Origin of the sequence: Legionella nautarum, from assembly GCF_001467895.1 — a bacterium.
In the GTDB taxonomy this organism is placed as follows: domain Bacteria; phylum Pseudomonadota; class Gammaproteobacteria; order Legionellales; family Legionellaceae; genus Tatlockia; species Tatlockia nautarum.
Genome location: NZ_LNYO01000022.1, coordinates 27,200 through 48,338, shown reverse-complemented (window position 1 = coordinate 48,338; position 21,139 = coordinate 27,200). Strand labels below are relative to the sequence as shown.

The following is a 21,139-nucleotide window of genomic DNA, read 5'->3' as shown; positions in this document are numbered from 1 at the left end:
ACTGATTTGCTAAAAGTGAGCCCTAAAGTGAAAGAAGACGCTTATTGGAATGAGCGAAAATTTTTACGTGATCTGGTAGACCAATTACCTGCTGCAGTTTTTTGGAAAAATACAGCCTCCGTTTTTCTTGGCTGCAATAAATTTTTTGCTAATTTAGCGGGCATGTCTTCCCCACAGGATATTATTGGTAAAACCGATTACGATCTCCCCTGGGGCGAAACTCAGGGAGATACTTATAGAGAAGATGACCTGGCTGTTTTACAAAGCAAGCAACCCAAATTGGGCATCGAAGAACCACAAAAATTAGCGGATGGTCGGGAAATTATTTTGTTAACAAGTAAAATTCCTCTGTTTGCAAAAAATGGTAAAGTCGTTGGAATATTAGGTATCTATCACGACATTACTGAGCGAAAAAAGATAGAGATTTCCTTAGAAAAATCCAAAGATAAAGCTGAAATAGCGAATCATGCTAAAACTGAATTTATTGCTAATATGAGCCATGATATTAGAACACCTCTAAGTGGTATTATCGGGATGTCAAAATTGCTTGAAGAGGGAGCGCAAACAACAGAGGAAAAACAATACGCTCGTTGGGTGAATGAAAGCGGTCAACAATTGTTGAGTTTACTGAATGGTGTTTTAGACGTGGTTTCCGCAGAAAATGTCACCGAAGCTGATGTCCATAAAGATATTTTTAATATACGCCAAAGCATAGAAGACATTGTCCATCTTGAACTACCCATGCTGAAGATAAAAAAACTGGATTTTAACAGTCAAATTGATGAAAGAATACCTGAGTTTCTCGTTGGTGATCGCATTAAATTACATCGAATTTTGTTAAATATTTTGGGAAATGCGATTAAATTTACCGAAAAAGGGTCTGTGAGCATTGAATTAAAAAAATTAGGCGAAGAAAAGGGGATGAGTCGTATTGAATTTCGTATTATTGATACCGGAATTGGCATTCCTGAAAATTTGCAAAACAAGGTTTTTGATCGATTTTATCGAATTAGTCCTTCTTATAAAAATGAACTCCAGGGACATGGCGTCGGTTTACATATCGCTCAACGATATGTAGAGCTCTTGGGGGGCGAGCTGCAACTTAGCTCTACTGTTGGTGGAGGGACAACTTTCTTATTTAGCTTAGCGTTTACTGTTCCAGACAAGGAAACGGTTTCTAATCTAGATAACGTTCGAACTGAAGATCTGGCAGAGACGAGTTCTTTAGATGCTACTAAAAAATTACCTCATATTTTATTGGTAGAAGATAATCTTATTGCTTTAAGGATTGCTGAGACACTCACAAAACAAGCGGGCTATTCTTATTCCTCAGCACCTGATGGTGAGTTTGCTTTGCAGCTTATCAAATCAATGGATTTTGATTTAGTTATTACTGACTTAGGTTTGCCGGGTATTTCAGGGAGTGAATTGACCCAATTTATTCGTGAGTGGGAAGCCTCTCTGCACAAAAAACCAGTGCCTATTGTGGGTTTGACTGCCCACTCGTTGGGAGAAACAGAACGGCAATGTTTAGATGCTGGTATGAATAAACTAATCATGAAGCCTCTTTATTTACATACCTTACAAAAGCTCATCAACGAATTTATAAAAAGGGATGAGCAGGCTAAGGATCAAAATAAGGGGAAATTGGGTCTTGATTTACCCGATAATGAGGAGCAATTATTTAGCCTGGATGACTACCCTATACTTGATATCGACAAGGGTATTAAAAGTCTAGGTAGTAAGGAAATTTTGAAAGATTTAATAGCCCTCATGTGTACTGAAGCAATACCGGAAGATCTGCTGAGTATACAAAACGCTTACCAAGAGAAAAATTGGGAACAAATTGAAAATTTGGCCCATAAAATGAAAAGCGGGGCAATCTATTGTGGCACCGTTAAAATGCAATATGCTTGTCAATTTCTTGAGCGATATCGTAAAGCGGGACATTTTATTTTGTTGGAAGAACTGTACCAACAACTCATCAGCACTGTAGAAAAAACAAAAATTTATTTAGAGCATTGGCTATCTAAGCAAAAAAATTAATCCCAGACTAAAAATTTCTCAATCAGTGAATCTGTGGAAGATCTTCCTTTTTTAGCAAGTTTTGGAGCGTTTTCCTCGAACGATTTTAAGGCATCCCCTAAGCTCACAAAGCTGTAACCATTTTGTTTATAAAGATTAATAAGATCAGGTAAAACATAGGCATTTAAGAGATTGGCATGGATTAACAAAATTTGTGCTTGCTCTGGTTTATGGGCTAGGCGATTGTGTTCCTCAGCTTTTAAAGTCTGTTGCCAGATAAAATTAAGGTAGCAAGGCTTTAAAACAGCGAGAAAATTACGACGCTCGTTTTGCTGTACACCTAATAATAGTTGATTAAAAACAAAATCGCGGCTGTCAATAGTAATCGGGGCGACCTGATAGTTTTTGGTGGCAAGATAATCAAGAACTTTAGATTTTTTCGCTCCGTCACTCATTGCCAAGTAGGGATAACGAAAATACTTAGGTTCGGTAAGAACTGGCGCTAAGATTTTATCCGCGGCTTCAATTTCATGAATGTAGGCGTCGCTATTTACTCTATTCAAATTAGTATGCGAAAGCGTATGATTGCCTAATCCAAAACCTGCTTCACGAAATTTATGCAGAGTTTGCCAATTGTTTGCAGCAACTTGGCCGGCAATCACAAAGCCTGTTGCAGGAACTTCGTTTGTTTTAATGGCGTTGATAATCATATCCAGATGAAAATTTTTACTTTCTCCGACGAAAGGTAGATCATCGATGGTAATTGCAATTTCTCGTTTTTGCGCAAAACTGTTATTGATAAAAAGAAAAAAGAATAGCAGTAAAAAATAGTTCTTAAGCAAAATAGTTCTCATTAGCAGTTAGTTAGATAAAGGGATTCGCTTTAAGTGTAAGAATCTAATCGCGGCAGATGATAGCATAAAGAAAACCAGAGTTCTCTAAAGCAATACTTTAGCTCTTGCTGTTAACCTAAGAATAATAACGAATCAGCTATTTTTACCGCCGACTTTTGGACAATCTATACTTGTTAATATTAATCAAAATATCGGGTTGTTGTGTTATTTGAATTCGCCTTTCAATGTGCTAATAATCAAGTTATACGATAGCAATGTGCTGCAAGGGCGAGCTTTTTGAAAAGAAGAACAACAGTTGTAGAGTGAGTCATAAAGGAATTGTTTACCTTATTGTGAATTAGTTCTGTGTAACAGTTCAACGGGGAATAATTATGGTGAATTCTGGTGATACAGCTTGGGTGTTAATTTCTACTGCCCTGGTTCTTCTTATGACCCCCGGCGTTGCCTTCTTCTATTCGGGGTTGGTGTCTAACCGCAGTGCTGTTAATACGATTAGCATGTGCTTTATCTGCTGCGCAGTTATCCCTATTTTATGGGTCCTCATTGGTTTTAGTTTGGTGTTTTCGCCGGGAAACCATTTCATTGGTAGTTTCCATTGGGCCGGTTTAACAGGCTTAGAGAAGGCGACTCACGATACAATTCCTACTTATGCCTTTATAGCGTTTCAAATGATGTTTGCTGTTATTGCGCCCGCGCTTATTGCTGGGGCGATTGTTGGTCGTGCAAAATTTAAACCTTTTGTTATCTTCATTGCCCTCTGGAGTCTTTTTGTCTATGTGCCAGTTGCTCATTGGGTTTGGGGACCTGACGGTTGGATTGCGGCCTTGGGAGCAATCGATTTTGCCGGTGGTACCGTTGTGCATATTAACGCTGGCTTTGCAGCACTAACCGCTGCAATAGTCCTAGGCCCCCGCTTGCCGGCTCATAAAGATTCTTCCGATTTTCTAAGCGGTGAGGTACCTCATAATATTCCTTTTGTTATCTTAGGTGCTTCCTTACTGTGGTTTGGTTGGTATGGCTTTAATGCGGGTTCGGCCCTAGCTGCCAACGAAATAGCTTGTCTCGCCTTTGTCACTACGACACTTGCTGCCTCAGCCTCGATCTTTACCTGGACCTTGTTAAATTGGATACGTGGTGTGCCTGCCTCAGCAGTAGGAACCGCGACCTCTGCTGTGGTTGGTTTGGTGTCTATTACTCCGGCAGCAGGCTATGTTACACCAATGAGCTCTTTATTAATCGGTATGATCGGGGCAATAATTTGCTATTTCTTCGTTGTCCATCGTTTAAAAATTCTACGAAAAATTGACGATACGCTCGATGTCTTCATTTGTCACGGGATAGCAGGAGTTACTGGCGCACTAATGACAGGTATTTTGGCAACTAAGGCAGTCAATAAGACGGGAGCTGATGGCTTAATTTACGGAAATTTCCACCTCTTTCTTATGCAACTAGTTGCCGTCATTGCCGTCATTGCGACAAGCACAATTGGCGCGGCAGTTATTTTGTATCTCTTAAAAAGATTTATGGAAATACGGCCTAAGCCTGAAGAGGAGCAACTGGGCATGGATCTTATTGAGCATGCAGAGTCTGCTTATAAATGAAGAAAATCCTTGGGAGAGAGGGCTGGCTCGCAAGAGAATTTTGTTTATAGTCACTGAAACTATGCGAGATGTAGTCTATAAATTACTAAAGGCATAGCTTATACAGGCAAATTCGAAATTAAGATTTGAACCCGAGCTAAGGAAATGGTTCCAACCTTTTGCAAGAAATGTTTATAGAGGCAGGGTACTGCAGCATGGTTAGCATAGAAAAAGACAATTGTGGCTGTGGTTTTATTGCAGACGTGAATGGTAGAGTTTCACATCGTGTAATAAAACAAGCGCTTACTGCTTTACAGCGACTTATTCATCGCGGTGCGGTAGCAGAGGACGGGTTATCAGCAGACGGTTGCGGTGTGCTTCTACAAATGCCAAGGTCTTTTTTCAGAGACTATGCTCAACAAAATAACTTGCCTCTGCATACTCTTTTTGCTGTTGGCATGTGTTTTCTCAATCCTAAAAAGAAGCGAAGGAATAAGCAAGTTGTCACTGAAGCCTTAAGTGAGCAAGGTTTTTCCGTTGTAGCCTGGCGCGATCTAGCTATCGATAGCAGTATTTGTGGTGAACATGCTTATAAAAGCCTGCCTAAAATTGCTCAAGTGCTGGTTAATATTCCTGATAATAGTGAGGTAGGCGAGGTTGAAGCGAGGCTGCTACTTGCTCGCCATCGGGCGTCAACCTCATTGCTGGATGACCCCCATTTTTATATTTGCTCGCTTTCAACACAGGTTATTATTTATAAAGCGCTCGTTTTACCAAAGAATTTAGCCATTTTTTATAAAGATTTGGCCAATACCAAACTCAAATCTGCCTTTTGCATTTTTCATCAGCGCTTTTCTACCAACACCTTGTCTGCTTGGCGTTTGGCTCAACCCTTCCGATTTTTGGCGCACAATGGCGAAATTAATACCATTCAAGGCAATCGTCATGCAGCCCTTGCACGAGACAAATTACTCACTAGCAAACTCTTTCCCTATCTAGATTCGGTTAGACCGATTGTTGATGTTAAGGTTTCTGATTCAGCTAGCTTAGATAACATATTGGAATTTTTGATAAGAGGCGGCATGAATTTGTTTCAGGCAATTCGTTTGCTCATACCACCTGCCTGGCAAAAGTTGAAACAGCTTAGTCCTGAACGCCGAGCTTATTTTAGTTATTATTCCTTGCAAATGGAGCCTTGGGATGGACCGGCTAGTGTTGTGTTTAGCGATGGTCAGATTGTTTGTTGTGCCCTCGATAGGAATGGTTTTCGCCCCGCCCGTTATTTACAAACCAAGGATGGTTTGGTCATTGCTTGCTCGGAAGTAGGGGTTATTGATTTAGACGAAGAAACAATTGGTTACAAGGGCAAACTTGGCCCAGGAGAGCTTATCGCCGTTGATACCAAGACGCATCAAGTTTTGACCACAGAATTGATCGATAGTCAGTTGAGCGCAAGAAGACCCTACCCTGTTTGGTTGCATCGCCATGCCCATTATGTGCCTTGTGAGACGCATTTAAATTTTAACAAGGAAGATTTTGATAGTGAAGCGCTGACTTTTTATCGCAAACTCTATGACCTAAGTGATGAGGAAAGTAATGAGGTCTTGGTTGTTATGGCTGAAACAGGCAAGGAGGCAACGTCCTCAATGGGGGATGATACGCCAATCGCAGTCCTTTCAACACAACCTAGAGTCTTGTTTGACTATTTCCGGCAAAAGTTTGCTCAAGTTACCAATCCGCCCATGGACTCTTTACGTGAATCCATGTTTATGTCTCTCGAGACAACCCTTGGCAGACGCTACAATCTTTTTGACGAGAGTGAGCATCATACCAAGCGAGTCATTCTTAGCTCCCCTGTTTTATCATCAAGCGATCTAGACCATCTAAAAAACCTGTCTAATCCCGATTATCGTTTGGAGACCTTGCCTTTAGCTCATTCAACGGGCCAGAGCTTAGCCAGGGCGATTACTAGCCTTTGCAACAAGGCAGTCAGCGCCGTCAAGAATGGTGCCGTTATTTTGTTGCTAAGCGATAAAATTATTAAGCGGCACGACATCCCCATTCATCCTCTTCTCGCCGTTGGTGCAATTTATCATCGACTCATTGAAGAGGGGTTACGCTACGATTGTGATCTACTGGTTGAATCAGGATGGGTACGCGATTCGCATCATTTTGCTGTCTTGTTAACTTATGGTGCAGCTGCTATTTATCCCTATCTTGCCTATGCCCTCATCCAACAAAGCAAGATCGAAAAGGGTTTGGTTAATTATGTCAAAGCGATTGAAAATGGTATCCTAAAAATTTGCGCTAAAATGGGTGTTTCTACGATTAGCAGTTATCGTGGTGCTCAGCTTTGCGACATCATTGGTTTAAGTCAAGAGGTAGTCAACCGTTGCTTCAGTCAAAGTTCATCCACCCTAAATTTGCTCGATTTCACCGATCTAGACAGTTTAGCAAGAACGCATTTTGATAATGCCCATAATCCTTATAGTGCACCGCGACATGGTGGCTTATTAAAATATTTGCCAGCAGGCGAATATCACGACTTTAATCCAGATGTGGTGATGACTCTTCTTGAGGCAGCGAAGAAAGGCGAACGCCAGCTTTATCAGCAGTTTTCAAGCTTGCTGCAAAATCGTCCCTTAAGCACCGTCCGTGACTTATTGGATTTCAAGTCCCCCAAACCTCCCCTAGCCCTTACTGAGGTTGAACCCATCGCTACCATTTACCCCCGTTTTGAAACCGCGGCAATGTCGCTAGGTGCCTTATCTCCGGAAGCACATGAGGCCTTAGCTGTTGCAATGAACACCCTCGGCGGTCGCTCTAACTCTGGTGAAGGAGGGGAGGCAAGTTATCGCCATAAGACCCTGATGAGTTCAAAAATAAAACAGATTGCGTCGGGACGTTTTGGTGTTACGGCTGAATATTTATCTAATGCTGAAGTGATTCAAATCAAAATAGCGCAGGGTGCTAAGCCAGGCGAAGGAGGACAGTTACCAGGCAATAAGGTCAATGCCACGATTGCTCATCTGCGTCATTGTAGTGAAGGTATCACGCTTATTTCACCGCCGCCACACCATGATATTTACTCCATTGAAGATTTAGGCCAATTAATCTTTGATCTCAAAGAGGTCAATCCCGAAGCGCTAATTTCGGTCAAATTAGTTGCAGGCTCAGGAATAGGCACTATCGCGGCAGGCGTTGCCAAAGCCTATGCAGATATCATTACCGTTTCTGGCTATGATGGGGGCACGGGGGCGAGCCCAATCACCTCAATCAAATATACGGGGTTACCTTGGGAGCTAGGCTTGCAGGAAACTCATCAGCTCTTGTTAGACAACCATCTGCGTCATCGAGTCATTCTCCAAGTTGATGGTGGTCTAAAAACAGGACAAGATGTGGTGAAAGCAGCCATGCTAGGTGCTGAATGTTTTGGTTTTGGTACGGCTCCGATGGTGGCTTTAGGCTGTAAATATCTAAGAATTTGCCATCTGAATAATTGCGTTACGGGGATAGCCACGCAGGATGATTTTTTAAGGCAATATCACTATCAAGGCAACGCACAGCGGGTTATTAACTATTTCACCTGGCTTGCAGAAGAAGTAAGAGAAATTTTAGCCTCTTTAGGTTTTGCAAACTTGGATGAGGTCATTGGCCGTAACGATTTATTGCAGAAAAAAGAGCTAGGCGATCCCTTGCTCGCTAAGCTTGATTTGTCTTCCATACTGGCTAAAACAGCCTCTTCCTACCCTTGCAATTGGTTGGCAACGCCGAAAAAAAATCACCCAATAGATAGAGGAGAACTTGCCCAAAGGATTCAAAAGACTATCGAGCCTTTGTTACAAACAGGGCAGCCCATCAAACTGCATTTTCCCATTTCTAATAAGGATCGTGCGGTGGGAGCTAAGCTTTCTGGTTATCTTGCCAAACACCATGGTCTAAAAGGACTAGAAAATGATGCCATTCAATTGTTCTTTACTGGTAGTGCCGGGCAAAGTTTTGGTGCTTGGAATTGCCAGGGCTTAACTTTGGATTTGACTGGTGAGGCGAATGATTATGTTGGCAAAGGCATGAACGGTGGCAAACTCGTGCTTAGGCCATCAGAAAACAGAGGTTACCCCTCTAAGGAAGCAACTATCGCGGGGAACACCTGCCTTTATGGTGCGACTGGCGGCTATTGCTACATGGCCGGATTGGTTGGCGAACGTTTTGCTGTACGTAATTCAGGCGCTATTGCGGTGGTTGAAGGGGCTGGTGCGCATTGCTGTGAATATATGACTGGTGGCGTTGTAGTGGTTCTAGGGGAAGTGAGTGTGAATTTTGGCGCAGGTATGACAGGGGGAGTCGCCTTCGTTTTAGACTTAAATAATAGTTTTGCGACAAACTGTAATACCGAATTAATTAGTTTACATCGCCTATCTGAAGCAAATTTATCGCGCTTTAGCGAGTATCTTAAACAGATTTTGCAACGCTATGTCGAAGCAACTAGAAGTGCTTGGGGGCAACATCTTTATGATTCTTTCAATGATTACCTGCCCTTATTCTGGCTTATTAAGCCTTCGGCGATTAACTGGGATGATGTTTTAGATAATGAAAGAAATTAAACCCGTAGAATTTAAATTTTTGTTAGATAAAAGGCAGGAACCTGAGAAATTAAGTTCTGAAGAGCGCGTGCGCCATTTTGCCTCTATTTATCTGTCTTATTCGCAAAAACAAGCGCAAACTCAGGCCGGTCGTTGCATTAACTGTGGCAATCCTTATTGCGAATGGAAGTGTCCTGTACATAATTTTATTCCGCAGTGGTTGCAGCTAGTTGCTCAGGGCAAATTGGAAGAGGCGGCGGATTTGGCTCACCAAACCAATCCTTTACCTGAGATTTGCGGACGTATCTGCCCGCAGGAACGCTTATGTGAAGGAGCTTGTACACTGAATGATGGTTTGGGGGCGGTAACGATCGGTGCTATCGAGCAATTTATTGCAGATACTGCCCTGGAAAAGGGCTGGCTTCCCGATATGAGTAAAGTTAAACCCTTAGGCAAGCGGGTCGCCATCGTTGGGGCCGGCCCCGCGGGTCTTGCCTGCGCGCACAGTTTGGTTAAAGAGGGTGTGGAGGTTTGCGTCTTTGATAAATACCCCGAAATTGGCGGCTTACTGACCTTTGGTATTCCAGAATTTAAGTTAGAGAAAAGAATCATCAAGCGCCGCAAACAAGTGTTAGAGGCTATGGGGATCAGGTTTTGTTTGAATACGGAGATTGGTCGCGATCATTCTGTTGAGGACTTGCTTAGTCAATATGATTGTCTTTTTTTAGGCTTAGGCGCTGATCTTGGGAAAAAAGCTAATATTAGCGGTGAATTATTACCAGGAGTTCATGCAGCCTTACCCTTTTTGGTGCGTAATATCTATAACTTCTTGGGGCTGCCTGGTTATGAACCGCTGAATATGCAGAATAAGCGCGTGGTCATTCTCGGAGCAGGTGATACGGCAATGGATTGTAATCGCACGGCACTGCGTCTAGGAGCCGCCTCGGTTACCTGTGTTTACCGCCAAGAAATGCACAATATGCCGGGTTCAAAAAAGGAAATAAAAAATGCAATTGAAGAAGGGGTACATTTTAGCTGGCAGAAACAAGCTGTGGAATTAGTGGGAAAGCGACAGGTTGAAGCTATCAAATTACTAAACACGATTAAAGATGGGCAGGGGCTCTATTCCTTCGCCGAAGGAGGTGAGCATCTTATGCCTGCTGATGAGGTAATAATTGCCTATGGTTTTGATGCTAATCCACCTCACTGGTTAACAGAGCAGCTCGCAGTGAATTTAACAGAAAAAGGGCTGGTGCAAACTAATGAACAAAAGCCCTATGCCTTTCAGACCTCTAATCCCCGCGTTTTCGCTGGCGGCGATATGGTTCTTGGTGCTGATTTAGTCGTCAGAGCGGTCGCGCAGGGCTGTGCAGCAGCGCAGGGTATCCTGCGCTATTTGCGAAGCGCGGGCAAGAGGTCGAAAGGTTAGTCGCCCTAAAAAATTATCAGACGATAAAGAGGCTTATCGCGAAGCCGCCGAGAGCCTGAAAAATTCAACTTTCAGCCGAGCTGTTTATCAATCTTCCACGAAAATTGACATGGTTTCTCATGCAAAAAACATCAATTTATTTTGCACACCTAACGCAGGTTAGCTCTCTCTAACTTTCATTATTTGTCCTGCTTAAATCAAAATAATATTAGCTCTTTAAGAGCGAGATGTTGGTAAAAACTTGCGAGATATTTTTCGTATTTGTCAGATACCATGAATGCTTATCCCAAGAATGGATAAAAATTAATCAATGCGTTTTAAATATGTTATACTAAAGAAAATTTGGCGTTTGATTTTTCTCTCGGACGATTTGAGAGATAGCCAGCTCGAGGTTATTCGATGTTGCCATAGAGGTTGGGGTATTATGAACGACTTAATGACTTCACAGATTTACGCTAGTGCTTTTTCAAAAACAGGTGATTTCCTTTACCTTCTTGATAAAAATGGATTTCTTGTCGATTGCAACCATAAATTATTACGTTTTTTAGGGTTTTCCCGTATTGAAGACAAGAGTATCGGTGCAATTTATGAAATGATGCGCAAGCAGGGATTATGGACTTCCGAACAAATCCAAAAATTTCAGCAGCAAGATATCGAGGTCATGTTGTCCGGCAGAGCGAGAGTCGAAGAGCAAGCGATAATTAATAATAATGGCTCTGTTCTTTATTTTGAAATTTCGCGGCTTCCTTTAGCGGATCAATCCGGTAATGCGCTGGGTTTGTTGGTTTCCTTACGTGATTTGACGAAGCAAAAACAATTAAATACCCAGTTAAGAAATATAAAATCACAGCTTCGTTACAGTAATCCACTTGCTGTCAGCTCTCCTATGGATAGCGAAATAGCCCCACAATTCAATGCGCTAAAAATATTACTTATTGAAGATAATTTAGTGGCGCAAAAAGCTGAAAAAACGGTTCTAATGAGCTGTAAATGCTTAACTGATGTGGTAGCAACACCAAGCCAAGCCGATGAGCTTTTTAAACCAGGTAAATATGATCTTGTTTTGATGGATCTCACTTTGGAAGAGGGTGATGGCTATCAATTGACTGCTTCACTACGAAAAAGAGAGCAGGGGAGCAATTATAGAGTCCCTATTATTGCCTTGACTGGTCATGATCCAACAGTAGTCGGCTTTAATTGTGAAGATGCAGAAATGGATGGCATACTTCGCAAACCTTTAACAGTTGAACAAGCCAAACAACTGATACAGCGTTTTATTCGCCATGTTGATGTGGATGTGAAAGGATTAAGGGAATTCAAGCAATAAGCGTTTTGGAAGACCTTGCAATTTTATCCTGAAACAGTATTCTAAAAAGTGATTGGGCCGTTAGCTCAGTTGGTAGAGCAGGAGGCTCTTAACCTCTGTGTCATAGGTTCGAGACCTATACGGCCCACCATTAAAAAAAATAGGCGATGTTGATCGTAAAAATCCATGTATTGACCCTATATTCTCAAACTTCTGGCACGTATTTCTTCTAAATTTAACTCTTCATTTAAAAGATGAAAAACTTCATCACGAATTTGACCGGTTTTGCGCATATTTAAGAGGGTCTGCCTTTCACTAGTTATAGCTGCCAAGGTTAATTTTTTTAAAGTTTGATAATCTTTATTGATAGTTGAGCAAGGGGATTCATCAAGTTGGGTTTTTATAACTGAGAGTCGACGCAGAATTGGTTTTTTAAATTCCAAAAGGACTTCCTCAGAAATTGGTTCATTTTGGGTTAATTCAACAATTGCATCTAATGCGGATTTAAGAGTGCTTACGCGCGCTTGTGCTTCTTCTCGCATGCGTATCTGTGGATCTTCTATTAATTGAAATCTTTTGATAAAGGTTGGTAAAGTGAGAGCTGGAATTATTAAGGTGGCCACAACGACTACATAAATAATAAAAATCAATAAATGCCGATGTGGAAATGGTATTCCTGGAGCTAATTGAATAGGAATGGCTAATGCTGCGGCTAATGAAAGGACTCCTCTCATACCTGACCAGCCTACCACAAATATCAATTGCCAGCTTGGCATAGGATCTTTTTTCTCGATGGATGGAATTAATTTACGGCTTAAATAAGCTGATGAATAAACCCAAACTATACGAATTGCTATGATAATCAAGACGACTATAACACTATACAAGACTACACTTAAGAGAGAGTATGATAATGCTTGGCTAACCCACGGCAATTCAACCCCAATTAAAATAAATACAAAACAATTTATAATGAATAAGAAGATGCTCCAACTAGCTCTGGTCTGGTACATCATTTGTGAGGAAGCGTATTTTGGAAGAACCCTACCAACAAAAACACCACAAACTACCGTAGAGATGACTCCTGAAAAACCAAATCGATCGGCTATCAGATAGCTTGCGAATGCAGTAATAAATGTGAAAGTAGTTTCAGCTAAGGCATTATTTATGTATTGGATTAAACGAATGGCTATAAAACCAATAACTAATCCTGTAATGATCCCGCCAATAAGGATAGTGAAAAAGTTCATGGCCACGTCAGTTATGGAAAAAGTACCTGTCACAATTGCTGCTAAACTAAAACGGAACAACAGTAAAGCGGTTGCATCATTAATTAAACTCTCACCCTCTATTATCGAAAGTAAGCGTCTCTGAGAGTTTAATTTTTTTATAATTGCTACGGTTGCGGAAGCATCAGTTGGGGATACAATAGCGCCTAGTAAAAAACATTCTGCCCAGGACAATTCTGGAAAAATATATCTCACTATCGGCGCTACAGCAGCTGTAGTAAAGATAACTAGACCAAAAGCGTGCAGGGTAATTGGTCTTAAGTTAAATTTAAAATCTTGCCAAGAAACAAAATAAGCAGCTGAAAACAAGATCGGGGGCAGGAAAAGTTTAAACACGATCTCTGGATTTATTTGAAAATGTGGGAGCCAAGGTATAAAGCTGATAATGGCGCTCACTGCAACTAGAAAAATTTCTAATGGCAAGTGAAATCGGTTGGCAATTGGCAAAGAAAGAACTGCCAGGAATAAGAGGAAAATAGTAGGCTCAAAAAAATCCATGTGTGTAAGTCCGTCTATAGTCAGTATCTAGCATAACCATAAAAAGGATCATTGTATATTGCAGGGCTAAGTGGAGTAGCCCGCTTTTATGAACAGTATGAGCTTGATTTTTAGTGAATGATTTATTCAACAAAGCCCAGTTCAACTAAAATACAAGGTCCTTTAGCAATCACATTTACATGATTTCTCACACAATTATCGATTGCAGTTTCGCTTTCTGCGCCGGGTTGGATCCAAATATTTTTGATGCCTTTTTTTATTGCTTGTTCAACCACTTTTTCAGTGATTATAGGAGGGGTTATAATCGAAATACTAGCGACTGTTTCAGGTAAATCGGCAATATTATTTATGCAGGCTAAACCTTCAATAAACCCTTCTGTGGGATTGACAGGATAAACTGTTTTGTAATGTTGCAAATAACAGCGTAGTACTTTATTACCAAATTTTTCTCTGTTTGTTGATGCACCAATAACCGCATACGCACTGGAAGTAAAAAAACGTTCAATTTGATCCGACATACATCATCCAAGCTGGTCTTAACGCAGGTGAGTGAGCTTCACCTTCAATTTAAAGTGTAGTCCTTTTTGCAATGGATTCCTTAGCTTTTTTATTTTCCGCCAGTTTTTTTAAGGTTAACAAGTTAACTCATTGATAATAAACATAATGTTTTTTATAAGTGCACTGGGGTTAAAAAATGGTCATTCATTATATTATAATGATTAATAGGTGCATAGGGATGTCGTGAGGTTAAAAGAGGTAAAAAAGCAGTTAGAACAGCTAATAATGATTCTATATTTCTTGGATTATTCTAAAAAATAATTCACTAAAACGACATAACTAATTCACAATTATTAAGTTTATCTTAAGTATTAAGAGATAAAATTATAAAATGAAAATGCCACATTTGGAGCTTTCTGGATGGCTTATTGCAAAAAGTTTATTGATGGAATTAATCTGATTAATTTTTCTGGTGAATCTGCCGAATTAATTCGTAAAATTTTAATTCATCACGCGATTAAAGAATTAAGAAATAAATCTGAAAAAATTAAAGAAGATTTGAAGGAATTCCCACCTTCAACCTCCGAGAATAAATCGGCCGATGAACAACTAATAATTTTAAAGAAAAAACAAGAAGCTCAATTAAGGAACCTTGATGAACAATTAGGTCTTATTACTGCTCTTGGTGTTGATTTTGATTTGGAGGAAGAGCTCAAAATTGATAGTGATAAATTTATCTCTAATTTTGCTGTTTACTTCCGTAATCTCCAACATCTATCGGATACTTTATCCGATGCTCCATCTGACATTAAAAATTTACAAACTCGATTGTATATCGAAGTGCTTTTTAAACTTGATCAAGCAGAACAAGAATCTCAGTTGCAAACTCCATTTCTTAATCTTGATGAAATGATAAAAAAGGCGATGAGTTTCTATGAGACCACGAAGGATGAACAGCTCCGTAAACAAAGCCATAAACTTGTGCAAATGGCTATCTATGAATTAGTACGACGCGAATGTGAAAAAATAACGGCCTCAAGCAGTGAAAATAAATACTCGCAATATCAAGGTTTTCTAAATGTGTTAACTGCGCAAATACCGGAGGTTGGTAAATCAGCGGTACTGGATAATATCAGTGATTATAGAGGTGCAGCAGGAAAATCAATTTCTGATCTGTTAGCTGAGGTTGAAAAAAAATTAAAAATATCACAATCAGAAGATTGGGATAAAGATGAGAAAGTTAACGCGTTCATTGAGAAAAAATATCTTTTTAATAAATTAAGATTTGGCCAAGAAGATCGCCGAGAATACGCGGAAAAAGTACAGAAAAATGCAGAGATAGATTTATTTTGGGCAAGAGGTGAAATCAGAGATATTGAGCTGTTTACAGAAAGCACTTTAGTTAATCGTGTATTTGCTAATTTAGCTGAAATAAGATACCTAAAAGATGATGAGAAATTTAAACTTCTCCCTAAAGCATCTAAGTATGAAATTGAATACAAATCTGAAAATAGTGCTCAAATAATTAAGAAACCCCAAGAAGATAGCAGTAAAAAAATTAAAAAACCTCAAGCAAAAGCTAAATCTCAGGTAGAAGATTCAAGGAAAGTAGCAGCTAAAAAATTGGCTAAAGCAGTGGCGGAGGATACTTTAAAAAAACAAAAATTAGAAGTGACCTTTGAAGCGATAAAAAAAGAGAGAAAGGATAAAAAACTGTTTGCAAAAGGTGATAAAGCAGATCCGTTTAAAAAAGGCTCAAAAGGGATTCCAAGTGATAAGGATAAGGCTGTTTCAACAATCCGCCGTTATTTGGACCAGCACTTTGCACAGCCTGTAGTAGATATTTCAGAGAGAGAAATAACAGTCAGTGTCTTTAGTTTTAAAAAGTCGTCACAAACTATTGCTGAGTCACTGCTGAATAATATTATGCCCGCCGGTTTTGGCCTCGGTGCTTATTCGATGGTTCTCGCTGCAGATTGTAGTGACATTGCTTGTCATACTTTTACTGGAAAAACGCTTTTAGATATCGAAAAGCAGGTTATTTCTTTATTTCATCCATACAAAGATAAAGCTAAGGAATACCTAGCCAATTATTCTGAGATCAAACAAGAAACTGAAAGGCAGAAACAAGCAATCGTTGAGGAATTAGAGTTAACTAATTCTAGACAAATCCAATTATTAGCAAAATTATTAGAATTAAACCTAAGCTATACACACCTTGAGCCGAAAATTGTTTTTCCCGAACCACTAAAACAAGCTTTTTCTGAAATATCCCAAAAAAATTACGCCGCTGCTTTAAATATTCCAGGGTTGAATACAGCAGTAATTGATGTTTTTTCACAAATAAAACCGCTTACCGGTTTTGTAAAAGTCAAGAACGAAGTTGAAGCTAAGGTAGTCACTAAAATTAGCCAATTAGAGCTAAACAATAATGATCAAATATTATTGTGTAAGTTAGTAGAATTAAGGTTTTTTTATACGCAAGCTAAATCTAAAAAAGGTTTTTCGAAACAAATAATAAAGGCTTTTGAGACTGAAAATCTTCAAAAAGCGTTTAGCTATGTTGCTGCGGGTGAATACTCTTCTGCTTTAAAGATTTTTGAATTGGAAACTGAGGTTGATAACTGCTATATGCAAATTGCCTCTCTCAAAGAAAAAGATGCGCCTAAATACACTAATTCTATCGTTACTAAAGCAACAACGCTTTCTTTATCTGAAAAACAACGAAAAGAAAAAATAGCAGCGTTAGAGGCTATTTTTACTTCGGAAGACGCCCCAGCAGTCAAAATCAAAGGCATAACCAAGATTTTCTATAAAGAATATCTTGAAATGGCTGAAACACTTAAACTTTCCAAAGAAGAGCATAAGAGAATAAAGGACGATCTTAAGCTTATGGCTCAAGAGCTCGTTAATCTGATGGAGCGTACTAGCAGAGGTGAGCCGGCCTTAAAAGATGAGGAACAAGCTGCTTATTTTTCAGCCATTAAACAAATTGCAAAACAGATTGCCCCTTTAAAGTTAGAAGAGGTTCAATTTAAAATACCTTATACCTCTCAATCACCTCTGACGATCAAGGTTCTACATAATTCAGACGAAATCGAGGTAGTCATTGATTTAGAAAATGTGACGTTACCCTATTCTCTTACCAAACCACCTGGAAAAGAAGAGTTTATACTTTCTTATGGCGGCAGCCGTGGAGTGGTAGCTCCCTTTGAAGGGTTTGATAGTGCTTATAGCGCTGGAACTAAGAAAAAACGCTTGTTCACTCATCTTCGCCTGCTGGGTGTAGGGCAATATGCAGCTGTTAAGGAAGTTGAAGATCTCTTGACTGGTCTAAATAAGGCTATGAAGAAAGGTTTTATTGCCACCAGCGAAAAACCTACCTTTGAAGAATCCAGCTTTCTCAATCCGCGAACCAGACCCCTTGCTTCAAGAAATGATTCGCATTATCTGGTTGAATATCATGTACTGGAAAATCTGTTGCAAGCAGAAAAACAAGATCGCTTGGCTGAAACTGAAAAGCCGCGATCTTGGCTAGTTACCGATAAACTTAGACCCAAAGGGGCTCTCTATTCAGAAGAAGGGAAACCTGTTCAATATCGTACGCTAACAGCTCGGGCAAAAGGGGAAAGCTTTGCAGAAGCTATCGTCAATAAAAAATTAAACAACTACACTAAAAACAACATTCGTTACCATAATCCTTTAGCGCGCCCTGGGGAGGGATTGGCTGATTTAAGGGAGATGCTTGCCCTATCGCAGGCTGTATTAGATGAGTCAATGCGATTGGAAAGTATAAATTTTACGCATAATGACATCAAACCAGAGAACTTTCTCTTCAAAAGAAATGCAGATGGTAGTTATCAAGTTAAATATATTGACTGGGCGACTGGTGGATTTTCCCGCGATTATAAAGGTGAGAAAAAGACCGCTCCTGAAGTCTTTGCGGAAGTGTTTGGGGATTTACAGTGCAGGGGCAATGATGAAAAATGTACTGATGAATCCGGACGTTTTGTTGCGATTGATGATAAAGGCCAGATTAAGTTTGGTATTAATCCCCTATTAGAAATTTTACATGGGGAGCGTAATGGTACCCTTCCTTTTATTAGCCCAAGAGTCCTAGGAACTGCTAGAGAACTTCGATCGATTAAAGGAAGAGATTCAGAATACAATACTTCTTTAAATGCCGGTGAAACCTACATGGATGATTGGGCTTTAACGGCAATGACCTTTGGTATTTGTAATCGCCAAGCCTATTTTGCTTTAGTGAAAGGACGTGCAGTCAACGATTACATCGTTCCTGGTATTTTAGAGACTGATGATCAACAACCTCAGGGGCTAAAAGTAGCTAGTATTAAAGACTTTAATCAATTTTTCGCCTGCGATGATGATACTGCGAGTGATGAAAATCTAAGTAATCAGGCGTTTTATACTAATCCAAATGCAGTCATGTATATTCCCTCGAATCAGAGAGAGGGAGAGCCTATGCATTTGTATCGCCGATTAATAGCGTTGCGAGAACAGTTAAAGAAAGAAATGAAGGAGGCCAGTAGTCCCGAAGGAGAATTGGTTAAGAACATTGAGGGAATTCTCTTCACCGTCCATGAGGCAGTTGCTAGCGGTAATGGTCTCAAAAAAAATCAGCTAAAAGAGCAGTTCAGTTTAGCGCAACGATGCTTACTAGATTACGAAAGATTAAAGGATGAGTCCTATCAAAAATCTCAACAAGATATCGATGTTCTCAATCGATTGATTAATGAGTATGAGAAAGGAGCTGCCATTTCTTTTTATGATCTATTAGTCCGACCCACATCTGAAAGCAAGAGTTTTTTGGAAATATTATGCACTGCTCCCAACAGCGATAAACAGAAAAAAGCAGCCGTTGAAATCTTAAGCAAAGTCATCGATAGAAGCGATTTTACTGATTGTTTTTTGAAAGAAGGGGCTCCGGGAAGCGCTTTATTAAAAGAAGCTATAGCAGGCAAACAAGATGAAATTCTCATTGCTTTATTATCTAAGGTTACTGAAGCGAATCCCTTGTTTATTGAATATGTCGAGCAAAATGCGCTATTGCATTACGCTGCTGAGCAAGGACTTAATTCAGTATTTACCAAACTCATTGACGCTCTAAAAAATGCCGGTGCATCTGAAGACAGAATATTTGAATTATTACTCAACGAATATGGACCTGGAGCAGGTCGTAAAAAGGGTGCTCCCTATATTAAGTGGGCGACCAATTGCATAGATATTGCTATACGTAATGATAATTGGCCCCAATTAGAAGCGATGTTAAAGATAATGCCAGCCGACGTGGAAGAGAAAGCGATCCACCGCGCGCTCCACCTGTGTGCCGTATTAGGAAATAAAACATTTTTTGATCAAATTGTTAATCGATACAATGAAACAAATCCAGCTAAAAAATTAGGTACTAAAGAAATAATTGGAATGCAATTTCCGCCAGATGATCTATCCCCCTATCATCTCTTTTTACGGGATGAGACGACTTCTTATGTCATTGATGAATTAACTGAGGAACCTCAACTTGCTAAAGAATTTCTCGCTATTTCAGCAGAATTGCTTAGTCCAATCCCTACGACAATTGCAGCAGAGAATGGCAATTTTTCAGCGGTTACCAAATTAATTGAGCTGGCTAGACCGCTTAATTTATTCAATACGGAATGGGTGCAATTTTTTACTCAAAGCGATGAACAGGGAAAAACTGTACTCAATTATATTTTAGAAAAAGGGCAGCTTAAGTATCTGAAAGACTATATTGCAACGATTAAAGAAATATGTCCCCAAGACAGCGCGACCATTTTAGTTCATTTACTGAGTAACCCAGATCCTGTTAATCCACTAAAAAATTATTTGGATACTAAAACCGATCCCGCACAGCAATTTAAGACTGTTAAGCGGTTGTTGAATGCCATTTGTGATAATTACAAAAACGCTACCGAAGAACAGGAGCGTGCAAGAATAGTCGCGCTCCTAGTCAATCGAAATTGGTTTATTCTTCAAGCTGAAAGCCCAATCTATCAGGTTCAACTGCGTGATTTACTCCAAAATTCAGCCCTATCCTTCTCGTCTAAGAAATTTCTTTTCGAGAAACTAAAAGATGCCGCCCCAAGCGATTCCGCTGCACAACAATTTTATGAGAAATTACTCGGTGAAGTTTATTTACAAGCGCAAGAAGAAGCGATAGAGACGATTCGCGTCGATTTTTCACAAGTAATGGTAGACCTGGCAAAACAAACAAGCGATGTGAGCGCGCTGATCAGGGCGTTGCTTGATGATCATAGGCATGAAGATCGGATTAAAGAACATGAAAAAGCGAAAGAAGCCCTTGAGAAAGAATTAAGTCTTCTAAAAGAAGACAACTACAGGTTTAACGAGCAGCAAGAGCTGTTAGAAAACCGAGTTCGGGAAGCGGAAGAAAAGTTAATTAAGGCAAAAGAAAAGCATGGCTCTGAACTTAATCAATTACACAAAGAATTGGATGAGAAGAAAAAAGAACTTGTCGCTGAGCAAGGCGAAAAGGGTGGGTTAACAGAGTTTGTTAAGCAGTTAGAAGAGCAGCTGGAAGAAACGAAAGCCTCGGGTGAGAAAGAGATCGAAAAACTCACAGCGAAGTATGAAGCAGCGTTATCTGGGCAACAAGAGTCATTGAAAAAACAAACGGAGGATTCAGCAGCCACCTTAGCTGCAGCGGTAGAAAAGCATGGCTCTGAACTCAATCAATTACACAAAGAATTGGATGAGAAGAAAAAAGAACTTGTCGCTGAGCAAGGCGAAAAGAGTGAATTAACGAAGGAAGTTAAGCAGTTAGAACAGCAGCTGCAAGAAACGAAAGCCTCGGGTGAGAAAGAGATCGAAAAACTCACAGCGAAGTATGAAGCGGCGTTATCTGAGCAACAAGAGTCATTGAAAAAACAAACTGAGGATTCAGCAGCCACCTTAGCTGCAGCGGTAGAAAAGCATGGCTCTGAACTCAATCAATTACACAAAGAATTGGATGAGAAGAAAAAAGAACTTGTCGCTGAGCAAGGCGAAAAGGGTGGGTTAACAGAGTTTGTTAAGCAG

The 21,139-nt window shown here is 40.0% G+C and carries 9 protein-coding genes and 1 tRNA gene; 7 read left to right on the top strand and 3 right to left on the bottom strand.

All coding sequences use genetic code 11. The features are described from left to right. Positions 1 to 27: 27 nt before the first annotated feature. A complete protein-coding gene (locus Lnau_RS10955; protein ID WP_162263195.1) occupies positions 28 to 2,046 on the top strand; it encodes a PAS domain-containing hybrid sensor histidine kinase/response regulator in 2,019 nt (672 codons plus the stop codon). Here Lnau_RS10955 and Lnau_RS10950 read toward each other — a convergent pair. Further along, positions 2,043 to 2,879: a polysaccharide deacetylase family protein gene (locus Lnau_RS10950; protein ID WP_058505188.1), complete on the bottom strand. Its 837-nt coding sequence runs from the start codon at positions 2,877 to 2,879 to the stop codon at positions 2,043 to 2,045. The genes Lnau_RS10955 and Lnau_RS10950 overlap by 4 nt on opposite strands. Before the next feature lie 371 nt (positions 2,880 to 3,250). Here Lnau_RS10950 and Lnau_RS10945 point away from each other — a divergent pair, with 371 nt between their 5' ends. The 5 genes from Lnau_RS10945 (at position 3,251) to Lnau_RS10925 (ending at position 11,928) form a co-directional block, all read left to right on the top strand. After that, positions 3,251 to 4,480, top strand: a complete 1,230-nt coding sequence (locus tag Lnau_RS10945; protein ID WP_238585968.1) for an ammonium transporter — start codon at positions 3,251 to 3,253, stop codon at positions 4,478 to 4,480. A gap of 194 nt (positions 4,481 to 4,674) precedes the next feature. After that, entirely contained in the window at positions 4,675 to 9,063 is a 4,389-nt protein-coding gene (gene gltB / locus Lnau_RS10940; protein ID WP_202972581.1) for a glutamate synthase large subunit, read from the top strand. Beyond that, positions 9,050 to 10,471: an FAD-dependent oxidoreductase gene (locus tag Lnau_RS10935; protein WP_058505186.1), complete on the top strand. Its 1,422-nt coding sequence runs from the start codon at positions 9,050 to 9,052 to the stop codon at positions 10,469 to 10,471. Before gltB ends, Lnau_RS10935 begins: the two co-directional genes overlap by 14 nt. Positions 10,472 to 10,895: 424 nt before the next feature. Further along, positions 10,896 to 11,798, top strand: a complete 903-nt coding sequence (locus Lnau_RS10930; protein WP_058505241.1) for a response regulator — start codon at positions 10,896 to 10,898, stop codon at positions 11,796 to 11,798. A gap of 54 nt (positions 11,799 to 11,852) precedes the next feature. Continuing rightward, a tRNA-Lys gene (locus Lnau_RS10925) sits at positions 11,853 to 11,928 on the top strand. A 46-nt stretch (positions 11,929 to 11,974) separates the two neighbouring features. Here the strand turns inward: Lnau_RS10925 and Lnau_RS10920 are convergent. Together Lnau_RS10920 and Lnau_RS10915 are read right to left on the bottom strand one after the other, a co-directional pair. Then, positions 11,975 to 13,564, bottom strand: a complete 1,590-nt coding sequence (locus Lnau_RS10920) for a Na+/H+ antiporter (RefSeq protein WP_058505185.1) — start codon at positions 13,562 to 13,564, stop codon at positions 11,975 to 11,977. 122 nt (positions 13,565 to 13,686) lie between these two features. Next, a complete protein-coding gene (locus Lnau_RS10915; RefSeq protein WP_058505184.1) occupies positions 13,687 to 14,082 on the bottom strand; it encodes a CoA-binding protein in 396 nt (131 codons plus the stop codon). A 400-nt stretch (positions 14,083 to 14,482) separates the two neighbouring features. Here Lnau_RS10915 and Lnau_RS10910 point away from each other — a divergent pair. Continuing rightward, the coding region (locus Lnau_RS10910; protein ID WP_193786811.1) for a protein kinase family protein at positions 14,483 to 21,139 on the top strand (6,657 nt) is incomplete at its 3' end.

What these genes read in the sequence shown, in the direction of transcription:
- Lnau_RS10950 (WP_058505188.1), bottom strand. Translation starts at nt 2,879, where the DNA reads ATGAGAACTATTTTGCTTAAGAACTATTTTTTACTGCTATTCTTTTTT.
- Lnau_RS10945 (WP_238585968.1), top strand. Translation starts at nt 3,251, where the DNA reads ATGGTGAATTCTGGTGATACAGCTTGGGTGTTAATTTCTACTGCCCTG.
- gltB (WP_202972581.1), top strand. Translation starts at nt 4,675, where the DNA reads ATGGTTAGCATAGAAAAAGACAATTGTGGCTGTGGTTTTATTGCAGAC.
- Lnau_RS10935 (WP_058505186.1), top strand. Translation starts at nt 9,050, where the DNA reads ATGAAAGAAATTAAACCCGTAGAATTTAAATTTTTGTTAGATAAAAGG.
- Lnau_RS10930 (WP_058505241.1), top strand. Translation starts at nt 10,896, where the DNA reads ATGAACGACTTAATGACTTCACAGATTTACGCTAGTGCTTTTTCAAAA.
- Lnau_RS10920 (WP_058505185.1), bottom strand. Translation starts at nt 13,564, where the DNA reads ATGGATTTTTTTGAGCCTACTATTTTCCTCTTATTCCTGGCAGTTCTT.
- Lnau_RS10915 (WP_058505184.1), bottom strand. Translation starts at nt 14,082, where the DNA reads ATGTCGGATCAAATTGAACGTTTTTTTACTTCCAGTGCGTATGCGGTT.